The organism is Streptomyces sp. NTH33, from assembly GCF_003236365.1.
Lineage (GTDB): Bacteria > Actinomycetota > Actinomycetes > Streptomycetales > Streptomycetaceae > Streptomyces.
The window spans coordinates 1-12,192 of the sequence record NZ_POTZ01000204.1; the positions used below are offsets into that span (position 1 = coordinate 1).

The following is a 12,192-nucleotide window of genomic DNA, read 5'->3' on the forward strand; positions in this document are numbered from 1 at the left end:
CGGGTACGGGGCGCTGCTCCTCGGGGCGCGTTTCCGGGCCGGCATCGAGGTCATGCTGGACGTGCTGGGCTTCGCCCCGGCTCTGCGGCGGGCCTCGCTGGTGATCACCGGTGAGGGCTCCCTGGACGAGCAGACCCTGCACGGCAAGGCCCCGGCGGGCGTCGCGGCGGCGGCGCGCGCCGCGGGCAAGGAGGTCGTCGCGGTCTGCGGCCGGCTGGCCCTCGCGCCGGAGGTCCTGGGGCAGGCCGGCATCCGCCGGGCCTACGCCCTGACCCAGCTCGAGCCGGACGTCTCCCGGTGCATCGCGGACGCGGGGCCGATCCTGGAGCGGGTGGCCGAGCGGATCGCCCGGGATTTCCTGCGCTGACACCGCGGTCGGTCGTGGCGGCGAGCTGCCGCCCCCATGCAGAGGGCCCCGAACCACGTGGTTCGGGGCCCGTCGGCGTCGTGCGACCGGGCGGAGCGCTACGGCAGCTGTGCTGCCCGTGCCTCGCGGCGGTTGTCGCGGAAGTTGTTCACCCGGCGGGCCGTGGCGAACAGGGGGATCACCGCGCCCATGACCAGCTGCAGGGCGCAGCCGGTCTGGAGGAGGAGCTGGCCGCTCGGGGCGTCGAAGGCCCAGGCCGCCAGGAGGCCCATGGACAGGACGATCCAGGAGAGCATGGCCACCGCGAGGCGGCCGCGGGGCTTGGGGTACTCCACTCGGCTCACCATCAGCCACGCGGTGCCGATGATGGCCAGCAGCGTCGCCACGAAGGGCAGCTCCAGCAGGACGATCGAGACCACCGTCAGCGCGCCGAAGGGTGAGGGCATGCCCTGGAACATGCCGTCCTTCAGCGTCACGCACGAGAAGCGGGCGAGCCGCAGGACCACCGCCAGCAGCACCACGATCGCGCCCAGTGCCGCCACCCTCTGGTGGGCGTCGTCCGCGACCATGCCGTAGACGAGGACGAAGTACGCCGGGGCCAGGCCGAAGCTGATCAGGTCGGAGAGGTTGTCCAGCTCCGCGCCCATGGGGGAGGAGCGCAGCTTCCTCGCGACCAGGCCGTCGAACAGGTCGAAGACCGCCGCGCACAGCATCAGGATGACCGCCGTGGCGGCGCTGTGCCGGGCCATGCCCGCCGAGTCGTCGCTGCCGGTCAGGTGCGGGATCAGGATGCCGGTGGTGGTGAAGTACACCGCCATGAAGCCGCACGTGGCGTTGCCCAGCGTGAGGGTGTCCGCTATCGACAGGCGCATCGAGAGGGGCATCTCCTCCTCTTCGTCCACCCCGTCGGCCTCGGGCACCCAGCCCGCCTGGGTCTCGGGATCAATCACGGTCAAGGCGAGTCACCCCAGCCACGGTCTTCTGGCCGACTTCGACCGCGACCTCCACGCCCTCGGGCAGGTAGAGGTCGACGCGCGAGCCGAAGCGGATCAGACCGATCCGCTCGCCCTGCTCGACCTTCGTGCCCGACGGGATGTAGGGGACGATGCGGCGGGCCACCGCGCCGGCGATCTGGACCATCTCGATGTCGCCGAGCTCGGTGTCGAAGTGCCAGACGACCCGCTCGTTGTTCTCGCTCTCCTTGTTGAACGCCGGAACGAACCCGCCGGGGACGTGCTCGACCGACGTGACCGTGCCGGCGAGCGGGGCACGGTTGACGTGGACGTTCAGCGGGCTCATGAAGATCGCGACACGGGTGCGGCCGTCCTTCCACGGCATGATGCTCTGCACCACACCGTCGGCGGGCGAGATGACCCGGCCCTGGGCGATCTCGCGCTCGGGGTCGCGGAAGAACCACAGCATCCCCGCCGCGAGTGCGGTGGCGGGGACGGCTACGGCCTTGGCGGCACCCGAGCGGCGGGCACGGACCAGGCTGACGGCTGCGGTCGCGACGGTCGGAAGAAGCCACGGCGATGCTCCGCGCGCGAGGCGGATCCGGCCGCTGGGTGCAGAGGTTTGGCTGTGGGGCATGGATGACCTTCGTAGCGGATGATGCCGCGCTTTCGACGGGGGACGGCGGCTTTCCGGCGATCGTAGCGGCTAAGCGCCGTAACTGGGTAAGCCGAGCTGCCGAGTCGGCGGCCGAAGAGCGCTGACGGGGTGTGATCTTCTTCTCGAAGAAAACACCCCGCATGCGGACATTCAGCCCTGGAAGCGATACTCTTCGAGCAGTCGGCGGCCGATGATCATTTTCTGGATCTCGGCGGTACCTTCACCGATGAGCAGCATCGGGGCCTCGCGGTACAGGCGCTCGATCTCGTACTCCTTGGAGAAGCCGTAGCCGCCGTGGATCCGGAAGGCGTCCTCCACGACCTCCTTGCAGTACTCGGAGGCCAGGTACTTCGCCATGCCGGCCTCGAGGTCGTTGCGCTGACCGGAGTCCTTCTTGCGCGCGGCGTTCACCATCATCGCATGCGCCGCCTCGACCTTGGTGGCCATCTCCGCCAGCTTGAACTGGATGGCCTGGTGCTGGGCGATCGGCTTGCCGAAGGTGTGGCGCTGCTGGGCGTAGGCCACGCCCAGTTCGAAGGCGCGCTGGGCGACGCCGCAGCCGCGGGCGGCGACGTTGACGCGGCCGACCTCGACGCCGTCCATCATCTGGTAGAAGCCGCGGCCGGTGACGCCGCCGAGCACCCGGTCGGCCGGCACGCGCAGCCCGTCCATGATCAGTTCGGTGGTGTCGACCCCCTTGTAGCCCATCTTGTCGATCTTGCCCGGGATGGTCAGGCCGGGACGGACCTCGCCGAAGCCGGGCTCCTTCTCCACCAGGAAGGTCGTCATCGACCTGTGCGGGGCCGTGCCTTCCGGGTGACCCTCGTCACTGCGGACCAGGACCGCCACGAGCGAGGACGTGCCACCGTTGGTCAGCCACATCTTCTGGCCGGTCAGGACGTACTCGTCGCCGTCCTTCACCGCCTTCGACGTGATCGCCGAGACGTCCGAGCCCAGGGCGGGCTCGGACATGGAGAACGCGCCCCGGACGTCGCCGAGCGCCATCTTCGGCAGGAAGTACTCCTTCTGCTCCTGCGTGCCGTGCTGCTTGAGCATGTACGCCACGATGAAGTGCGTGTTGATGATGCCGGACACCGACATCCAGCCGCGGGCGATCTCCTCCACGCACAGCGCGTACGTCAGCAGCGACTCGCCCAGACCCCCGTACTCCTCGGGGATCATCAGACCGAACAGGCCCAGCTCCTTCAGGCCGTCCACGATGGCTTGCGGGTACTCGTCGCGGTGCTCCAGCTCGGTCGCGACCGGGATGATCTCCTTGTCGACGAAGTCCCGGACGGTGGAGACGATCTCCTGCTGGACGTCGGTCAGACCGGCGGTCTGGGCGAGTCGCGCCATGGCCTACTTCTCCGTCTTTTCCGTAGGTGCGTTCAGTTCCGGGCGGCCGGGCTGCTCGCCGCCGCGCTCCTTGATGTACGTCTCGGTCGGCACCATCACCTTGCGGCGGAAGATGCACACCAGCGTGCCGTCCTGCTTGTAGCCCCGGGTCTCGACGTGGACGATCCCGCGGTCGTTCTTCGACTTCGACGGCCACTTGTCCAGCACCGTCGTCTCGCCGTAGATCGTGTCGCCGTGGAAGGTCGGCGCCACGTGCCGGAGCGACTCGATCTCCAGGTTGGCGATCGCCTTGCCGGAGACGTCCGGCACTGACATGCCGAGCAGGAGGGAGTAGACGTAGTTCCCGACGACGACGTTCCTGCCGAAGTCCGTCGTCTGCTCCGCGTAGTGGGCGTCCAGGTGGAGCGGGTGGTGGTTCATGGTCAACAGGCAGAACAGGTGGTCGTCGTACTCCGTGACCGTCTTGCCCGGCCAGTGCTTGTACACCGCCCCGACCTCGAACTCCTCAAAGGTGCGTCCGAACTGCATGCCGCTCAGCCCTCCGGGATCTCGAACGTGCTGGTGCGCCGCATGCCGGCCGCGCGGCCCTTGCCCGCGATGACCAGCGCCATCTTCCGGCTGGCCTCGTCGATCATCTCGTCGCCGAGCATCGCCGAGCCCTTCTTGCCGCCCGCCTCGGAGGTGCAGTACTCGTACGCGTCCAGGATCAGCTCGGCGTGGTCGTAGTCCTCCTGGGAGGGCGAGAAGACCTCGTTGGCGGCCTCCACCTGGCCGGGGTGCAGCACCCACTTGCCGTCGAAGCCGAGCGCGGCGGCCCGGCCGGCCACCTCGCGGAAGCCGTCGACGTTGCGGATCTGCAGGTAGGGGCCGTCGATCGCCTGGAGGTCGTTGGCGCGGGCGGCCATCAGGATCTTCATCAGGATGTAGTGGTAGGCGTCCGCCGGGTAGCCGGGCGGCTGCTCGCCCACCACCAGGGACTTCATGTTGATCGACGCCATGAAGTCGGCCGGGCCGAAGATGATCGTCTCGATGCGCGGGGAGGCCTGCGCGATGGTGTTGACGTTGTTCAGGCCCTTCGCGTTCTCGATCTGCGCCTCGATGCCGATGCGGCCGACCTCGAAGCCCATGATCTTCTCGATCTGGGTCAGCAGCAGGTCGAGCGCGACGACCTGCTGGGCGTCCTGCACCTTGGGCAGCATGATGCAGTCCAGGTTCTGGCCCGCGCCCTCGACCACGGTCACGACGTCCCGGTACGTCCACTCGGTCGTCCAGTCGTTGACCCGCACCACCCGCGTCTTGCCCGTCCAGTCGCCCTCGTTGAGGAACTTGACGATGGTGTGCCGCGCCTCCGGCTTGGCCAGCGGCGCGCACGCGTCCTCCAGGTCCAGGAAGACCTGGTCGGCGGGCAGGCCCTGCGCCTTCTCCAGGAAGCGGGGGTTCGAGCCCGGTACGGCCAGGCAGGAGCGCCGCGGGCGAAGACGGTTGACCTGGGGAGCAGGGCTGGTCATGCGGGGACCTCCAGGGGGTCGAGCTTGTTCGCTTTCCGGATCTCGTCGACGATACGGCCGATGATCCCGGTGATGTCGAAGTCCTTCGGGGTGAAGACCGCGGCCACTCCCGCGGCCCTGAGCTGTTCGGCGTCGCCGCTGGGGATGATCCCGCCGGCGATCACCGGGATGTCGGCCGCGCCGGCCTCCCGCAGCCGCCGGAGCACATCCGGCACCAGCCGGGCGTGCGAGCCGGAGAGGATGGACAGGCCGACCGCGTGCACGTCCTCGGAGAGGGCCGCGTCCACGATCTGCTCGGGGGTGAGCCGGATGCCCTGGTAGACCACCTCGAACCCGGCGTCGCGGGCCCGTACGGCGATCTGCTCGGCGCCGTTGGAGTGCCCGTCCAGGCCCGGCTTGCCGACCAGGAAGCGCAGCTTGCCCACGCCGAGGTCCCGTGCCGTCGCGTCCACCTTGCGGCGGACCTCGGACAGGGCCGAGCCCGCCTCGGCGGTCACGGCCACCGGCGCGGACGACACCCCGGTCGGTGCCCGGAACTCGCCGAACACCTCGCGCAGCGCCCCGGCCCACTCTCCGGTCGTGACACCCGCGCGGGCGCACTCCAGGGTGGCCTCCATGAGGTTCTCGGTGCCCTTGGCGGCCTCCTTCAGCCGCTCCAGCGCCTTGCACGGGCGCGGGTGGTTGAAGGGCGGCTGGTACCGCGTGTCGCGCCAGTTCCGCAGCGAGGCGATCACACGGGCCTCGACCGCCGGGTCGACCGTCTGGATCGCGGTGTCCAGGTCGGCCGTGAGCGGGTTGGACTCGGTGCCCTCGAACACGTTGACGCCGACGATCTTCTCCTGGCCCGACTCGATCCGGGCCCGGCGCTCGGCGTGCGAGGCGACCAGCTGCGACTTCAGGTAGCCGGACTCCACGGCGGCCAGCGCGCCGCCCAGCTCCTGGATGTGGTCGATCTCGGCGAGCGCCGCCTCGACCAGTTCGTCCACCTTCGCCTCGATCACCTTCGAGCCCTCGAAGATGTCGTCGTACTCCAGCAGGTCGGACTCGTACGCCAGCACCTGCTGGATGCGCAGTGACCACTGCTGGTCCCAGGGCCGGGGCAGGCCGAGGGCCTCGTTCCAGGCCGGCAGCTGCACGGCACGCGCGCGTGCGTCCTTGGAGAGGGTGACCGCCAGCATCTCCAGGACGATCCGCTGGACGTTGTTCTCCGGCTGGGCCTCGGTCAGGCCGAGGGAGTTGACCTGGACGCCGTAGCGGAAGCGGCGGTGCCGGGGGTCCTCGATGCCGTACCGCTCACGCGTGATCCTGTCCCAGATGCGGCCGAAGGCGCGCATCTTGCACATCTCCTCGACGAAGCGGACGCCCGCGTTCACGAAGAAGGAGATCCGGCCCACCACGTCGCCCATGCGCTCCTGCGGCACCTGGCCGGAGTCGCGCACGGCGTCGAGCACGGCGATCGCGGTGGACATCGCGTACGCGATCTCCTGCACCGGGGTGGCACCCGCCTCCTGCAGGTGGTAGCTGCAGATGTTGATCGGGTTCCACTTGGGGATGTGGGAGACCGTGTACGCGATCATGTCCGTCGTCAGGCGGAGCGACGGCCCCGGCGGGAAGACGTGCGTGCCGCGGGACAGGTACTCCTTGACGATGTCGTTCTGGGTCGTGCCCTGGAGCCTGGTGATGTCCGCGCCCTGCTCCTCGGCGACGACCTGGTAGAGCGCCAGCAGCCACATGGCCGTGGCGTTGATCGTCATCGAGGTGTTCATCTGCTCCAGGGGGATGTCCTGGAACAGCCGGCGCATGTCACCCAGGTGCGCGACCGGCACGCCGACCCGGCCGACCTCGCCGCGGGCGAGGATGTGGTCGGGGTCGTAGCCGGTCTGCGTCGGCAGGTCGAACGCCACCGACAGCCCGGTCTGGCCCTTGGCGAGGTTGCGCCGGTACAGCTCGTTGGACGCCTCGGCCGTGGAGTGACCGGCGTAGGTGCGCATGAGCCAGGGCCGGTCCTTCTCCCTCCGCTCTCCGGAGGACTGACGCTCGTTCATGTGCGCCTCTCAGATGTTCCGGAAGCGGTTGATGGCGTCGATGTGCCGGGCGCGCATCTCCTCGTCGCGCACGCCCAGGCCCTCCTCGGGGGCCAGGCACAGCACGCCGACCTTGCCCTGGTGCAGGTTGCGGTGCACGTCGTACGCCGCCTGCCCGGTGTCCTGGAGGGAGTAGACCTTGGACAGCGTCGGGTGGATCTTGCCCTTGGCGATGAGCCGGTTGGCCTCCCAGGCCTCGCGGTAGTTGGCGAAGTGCGAGCCGATGATCCGCTTCAGGGACATCCACAGGTAGCGGTTGTCGTACTCGTGGTGGTAGCCGGAGGTGGAGGCGCAGGTGACGATGGTGCCGCCCTTGCGGGTGACGTAGACGGAGGCGCCGAAGGTCTCGCGGCCGGGGTGCTCGAAGACGATGTCGACGTCCTCGCCGCCGGTGAGTTCGCGGATGCGCTTGCCGAAGCGCTTCCACTCCCTGGGGTCCTGGGTGTGCTCGTCCTTCCAGAACTTGTAGTCCTCGGCGGTGCGGTCGATGATCGCCTCGGCACCCATGGAGCGGCAGATGTCCGCCTTCTGCTCGCTGGAGACGACACAGATGGGGGTGGCGCCGCCGGCGAGGGCGAACTGGGTGGCGTAGCTGCCGAGGCCGCCGCTCGCGCCCCAGATGAGCACGTTGTCGCCCTGCTTCATGTCGGCGCCGTTGCGGGAGACCAGCTGGCGGTAGGCGGTGGAGTTGACCAGGCCCGGGGCGGCGGCCTCCTCCCACGACAGATGCGCCGGCTTCGGCATCAGCTGGTTGGACTTGACCAGGGCGATCTCGGCGAGCCCGCCGAAGTTCGTCTCGAAGCCCCAGATGCGCTGCTCCGGGTCGAGCATCGTGTCGTTGTGGCCGTCGGAGGACTCCAGCTCGACGGACAGGCAGTGGGCGACGACCTCGTCACCGGGCCTCCAGGCGTTGACGCCGGGGCCGGTGCGCAGGACGACGCCCGCGAGGTCGGAGCCGATGATGTGGTACGGCAGGTCGTGGCGCCTGGTGAGCTCGGAGAGCTTGCCGTAGCGCTCCAGGAAGCCGAACGTCGACAGCGGCTCGAAGATCGAGGTCCACACCGAGTTGTAGTTGACCGAGGAGGCCATGACGGCCACCAGGGCCTCGCCCGGCCCGAGTTCGGGCAGCGGAACGTCGTCGAGGTGGATCGACTTGCGCGGGTCCTTGTCGCGGGTTTCGAGTCCCGCGAACATCTCCGTCTCGTCCTTGTGCACGGTGATCGCGCGGTACGACTCGGGGAGCGGCAGAGCGGCGAAGTCCTCCGACGTGGAGTCGGGCGACTGGATCGCGTCCAGGATGTCCTTCACGGTCACGGTGTTGCCTCCGGCGATGAGCGCCCTGAGGGAGGGGCGCTGAGGGTTACGTCGGTGCTGCTGGGGATCGGGTGAGGGTGTGCCGTCGGTCCGGCCGGGATGCCGTCGGTTCGGCGGGTGGAACTTCGGCGGCGCTTTGTGGCGCGGGAGGTGCCTGTGACGCAGGCGTCCGGGCGGGCGGGCCGGTCGGTCCCGGCTCGCTGGGACAGCCGGCGTGCGTACGGTCCCCGCACGCCGGCCGCCCGGACACCTTCAACGTATGACACCGCGTGTCACCTCGCAAGGCACTGAGTGTCAGAATTTTCGCTCAGACGAAAACTTTGCGCATCAAATGAGCGATGATCGATCGAATCGACCCTCGGAGGCGGGTGAAAAGGGGCTCTGACATGCCAAAACGGCCACCCCGCAGGGTGGCCGTCGTCACACGGTGCGCGGTGCGGCGAAAGACTCTCAGCGGCCCTTCAGGGCCTCCTCGATGGTCCGCATGACCTCCGCCAGCGGGGCGTCGGTGCGGGCGACCGTCACCAGGACCTCGCCCTGCCGGGTCGCCGCCGCGGAGGAACCGCCGGCGGGCGCCGACGACGCCGTGGAGCGGCCGGCCCCGATCCCGCTGCCGAAGGTCCTGCGGACGATCGCGAAGGCGTGGTCCAGCTGCGCCTCCACATCCCCCTGGCCGTCCGCCCGCAGCCAGCGCCGCAGCACGTGGTTGTGCGCGGTGACCACGGCCGAGGCGGCGACCTCCGCGAGCAGCGGGTCGTCGTTGGCGTCGTCGGCGTGCGCGCGCTCGTCGAAGTGGCCCAGCAGGTAGCGCGTGAACAGCCGCTCGTAGCGGGCCACGGAGGCGATCTCCGCCTCGCGCAGCGTGGGGACCTCGCGGGTCAGCTTGTAGCGGGCGACCGAGATGTCCGGCTGCGCCGCGTACATCTTCATGACTTCCTTGATGCCCCGGCACACCGTGTCGAGCGGGTGCTCGTGCGCGGGCGCGGCGTTGAGGACCGCCTCGGCGCGGATCAGGGTGTCGTCGTGGTCCGGGAAGATCGCCTCTTCCTTGGAGCGGAAGTGGCGGAAGAAGGTGCGGCGGGCGACCCCGGCCGCCGCGGCGATCTCGTCGACCGTGGTCGCCTCGTACCCCTTGGTCGAGAACAGCTCCATCGCGGCGGCCGCCAGCTCCCGGCGCATTCTGAGCCGTTGGGCGGCCGCGCGAGAGCCCGCGGCGCTCTCCGGCGCGTCGGGCGTGGCTGGTGTGCGTGAGGACTTGGCGGGCTGGGGCATGACCCGAACGTACTGCATTCGTGCAGCGTGCTGCGCACGTCCCCGGTTTCCGCCGTCCTCGGCGGGCGGGGGAGCGGCCGCCGGGTCCAGCAGACCGCCCCACTCCCGCCCGTCTCGGAACCAGTCGCCGGGACGCTCAGCGGCGGGCATATTCGCGGAAGCCGCGGCCCGTCTTGCGGCCGAGGCAGCCCGCGGCCACCAGGTGCTCCAGGAGCGGAGCCGGGGCCAGGCCCGGGTCGCGGAACTCGCGGTGCAGCACCTTCTCGATGGCCAGCGAGACGTCCAGGCCGACGACGTCCAGCAGCTCGAAGGGGCCCATCGGGTAGCCGCCGCCGAGCTTCATCGCCGCGTCGATGTCGTCCAGGGACGCGTAGTGCTCCTGCACCATCTTGATCGCGTTGTTGAGGTACGGGAACAGCAGGGCGTTGACGATGAAGCCCGCGCGGTCCCCGCAGTCGACGGCGTGCTTCTTGACCTTCACGCACACCTCGCGGGCCGTCGCGTGGACGTCGTCCCCGGTCAGCACCGTACGGACGACCTCGACCAGCTTCATCGCCGGCGCCGGGTTGAAGAAGTGCAGGCCGACGACGTCCTGCGGGCGCGAGGTGGCACGGGCGCAGGCGACCACCGGGAGCGAGGAGGTGGTGGTGGCCAGCACCGCGCCCGGCCTGCAGACCTTGTCCAGCGTCGCGAACAGCTGCTGCTTGACCGCCAGGTCCTCGGCGACGGCCTCCACGGCCAGGTCCACGTCGGCGAAGTCGTCCCAGGAGCCGGTCGCCCTGATTCGGTCCAGGGTCCGCGCGGCGGCCTCGGCGGTCAGCCGCCCCTTGTCGACGGAGCGTGAGAGCGACTTGCCGATACGGGCCCTGGCGGCCTGCGCCTTCTCCTCGCTGCGGGCGGCCAGCACGACCTCGTACCCGGCTTTGGCGAACACCTCGGCGATGCCGGAGGCCATGGTGCCCGAGCCGGCGACGCCGACCGAGCGGACCGGACGGCCGGGGGTGAGGGTGGCCCCCTCCAGCGGGGTCAGGGCGTCCCGCACGACGGTGCCGCTGCCCGGAGCGTCGTAGGTGTAGAAGCCGCGGCCTGCCTTGCGGCCGGTCAGGCCGGCCTCGCTGAGCTGCTTGAGGATCGGCGCGGGGGCGTGCAGCCGGTCGCGCGACTCGGCGTACATGGCCTCCAGGACCCTGCGGGCGGTGTCGATGCCGATCAGGTCGAGCAGCGCCAGCGGGCCCATCGGCAGGCCGCAGCCGAGCCGCATCGCGGCGTCGATGTCCTCGCGGGAGGCGTACTTCGCCTCGTACATCGCGGCGGCCTGGTTCAGGTAGCCGAACAGCAGCCCGTCGGCGACGAACCCGGGCCGGTCGCCGACCGCGACGGGCTCCTTGCCGAGCTCCAGGGCGAGGTCGGTGACGGCGGCGACGGCCTGCGGGGCGGTCAGCACCGAGGAGACCACCTCGACCAGCTTCATGGCCTGCGCCGGGTTGAAGAAGTGCAGGCCGAGGACGCGCTCGGGGCGGGCGGAGTCGGCGGCCAGGCGGGTCACCGACAGGGCGTTGGTGCCGGTGGCCAGGATCGTCCCCGGGCGGACGATGCCGTCCAGCTCCCGGAAGATCTGCTGCTTGACCTCGTACGACTCCGGCGCCACCTCGATGACCAGGTCGGCGTCCGCCGCGGCGGTCAGGTCGGTGGAGGTGCGCACCCGGGCGAGGACGTCCGCGCGCTCCTGCCCGGTCAGGCGCCCGCGCTCCACGGCACGGGCGGTGGAGGACGCCAGGGCGTCGACGGCCCTGGCGGCCGCGGCCTCGCTGACGTCGATGCCGACGACCTCGCGGCCGGACCGGGCGAGGACCTCGGTGATGCCGGTGCCCATGGTGCCGAGGCCGACGACAGCGATCGTCTTCAGCGGGGACAGAGGGGTGTCGGAGAAGGGAGTGGCCATCGCGGAACTCCAGAGATGAGGGTGACGACTGGGAGCACGCCCCGGTGCGCCGAGGGGCGCACCGGGTGCGGAGGGAAAGGAGTGCGGGTGTGGCCGGGCTACGAGCGCACACGCCCGGTGCCGGTCGCCGCGGGCGCCTGCGCGCCCGGCGAACGGAGAAACCGACCGGCTCTGTCCCGAAGCCGAGTCGTACTGCGGTACCTGGTGTACCGAACCGACAACACTCGCGGTGGCTGCGTCACCAGGCCCCTGCGAGGTGGTGCGAGTGGGTGACTCGCTCGTCTGAGCTTAACCCGTGGGTAACGAGCGCGCCACCCCCTTGAGTTTGTGAGGTGGGTCCCGCGCGGGTGGCCGCACCCCTAGGCTGGCGTCGTGGACGAAGAGTTGCGATCGCTCACGGAGCGCTTACAGCAGGAGTCGGGCGGGTCGGCGGCGTACGAGCACCTGGCCGCCACCCGGGACACGGACGAGCTGGCCGAGGTCCTCACGGCCCCCGGACAGCCGCTGTGGGCCAGGGAGCTGGCCGCGTTCCGGCTGGGCCTGGCCGGCGACCGGCGGGCCTTCGAGTCGCTGGTCCTGCTCCTGAACCACCGCGACCCCCAGCGCTGCGCCTCCGCCGCCTGTGCCCTGGCCCGCCTCGGCGACCCCCGCACCGCCCGCGCGGCGGCGGCCCTGGCCACCAACGAACTCCGCGTCGCCTACGCCCTGCACCCGGTACGGCTCCTGGTGGAACTCCAC

10 protein-coding genes and 1 pseudogene are annotated in these 12,192 nt (G+C 70.3%); 2 read left to right on the top strand and 9 right to left on the bottom strand.

Translation table 11 applies throughout. The annotated features are described in order from the left end of the window. The coding region (locus C1I97_RS19875; protein ID WP_146608246.1) for a glycerate kinase at positions 1-367 on the top strand (367 nt) is incomplete at its 5' end. Positions 368-465: 98 nt separating this feature from the next. On the opposite strand, the gene pssA is transcribed toward C1I97_RS19875, so the two are convergent. The 9 genes from pssA to C1I97_RS19920 form a co-directional block, all read right to left on the bottom strand. Then, complete coding sequence (gene pssA / locus C1I97_RS19880) at positions 466-1,287, bottom strand: CDP-diacylglycerol--serine O-phosphatidyltransferase (protein ID WP_111004577.1); 822 nt, start codon at positions 1,285-1,287, stop codon at positions 466-468. Between the two features lie 22 nt (positions 1,288-1,309). Beyond that, complete coding sequence (locus C1I97_RS19885) at positions 1,310-1,957, bottom strand: phosphatidylserine decarboxylase (protein ID WP_111004569.1); 648 nt, start codon at positions 1,955-1,957, stop codon at positions 1,310-1,312. A gap of 171 nt (positions 1,958-2,128) precedes the next feature. Next, entirely contained in the window at positions 2,129-3,334 is a 1,206-nt protein-coding gene (locus tag C1I97_RS19890; protein ID WP_111004570.1) for an acyl-CoA dehydrogenase family protein, read from the bottom strand. A gap of 3 nt (positions 3,335-3,337) precedes the next feature. Then, positions 3,338-3,862 (bottom strand): MaoC family dehydratase, encoded by a 525-nt coding sequence (locus tag C1I97_RS19895; RefSeq protein WP_111004571.1) that lies wholly within the window; start codon positions 3,860-3,862, stop codon positions 3,338-3,340. A 5-nt stretch (positions 3,863-3,867) separates the two neighbouring features. After that, positions 3,868-4,842 (bottom strand): HpcH/HpaI aldolase/citrate lyase family protein, encoded by a 975-nt coding sequence (locus C1I97_RS19900; RefSeq protein WP_111004572.1) that lies wholly within the window; start codon positions 4,840-4,842, stop codon positions 3,868-3,870. Beyond that, entirely contained in the window at positions 4,839-6,887 is a 2,049-nt protein-coding gene (locus tag C1I97_RS19905; RefSeq protein WP_111004573.1) for a protein meaA, read from the bottom strand. The genes C1I97_RS19900 and C1I97_RS19905 overlap by 4 nt, the downstream gene beginning before the upstream one ends. Before the next feature lie 9 nt (positions 6,888-6,896). Then, a complete protein-coding gene (gene ccrA, locus C1I97_RS19910) occupies positions 6,897-8,234 on the bottom strand; it encodes a crotonyl-CoA carboxylase/reductase (RefSeq protein ID WP_181446802.1) in 1,338 nt (445 codons plus the stop codon). A 456-nt stretch (positions 8,235-8,690) separates the two neighbouring features. Continuing rightward, positions 8,691-9,512, bottom strand: a complete 822-nt coding sequence (locus C1I97_RS19915; protein ID WP_258382651.1) for a TetR family transcriptional regulator — start codon at positions 9,510-9,512, stop codon at positions 8,691-8,693. Positions 9,513-9,648: 136 nt separating this feature from the next. Continuing rightward, the gene (locus C1I97_RS19920) at positions 9,649-11,454 is read right to left on the bottom strand and encodes a 3-hydroxyacyl-CoA dehydrogenase family protein (RefSeq protein ID WP_111004576.1); all 1,806 of its coding nucleotides are present in this window, start codon (positions 11,452-11,454) and stop codon (positions 9,649-9,651) included. 372 nt (positions 11,455-11,826) lie between these two features. On the opposite strand from C1I97_RS19920, the pseudogene C1I97_RS19925 reads away from it, so the two are divergent. Further along, a pseudogene (locus C1I97_RS19925) lies at positions 11,827-12,192 on the top strand (adenylosuccinate lyase); the annotation flags it as partial.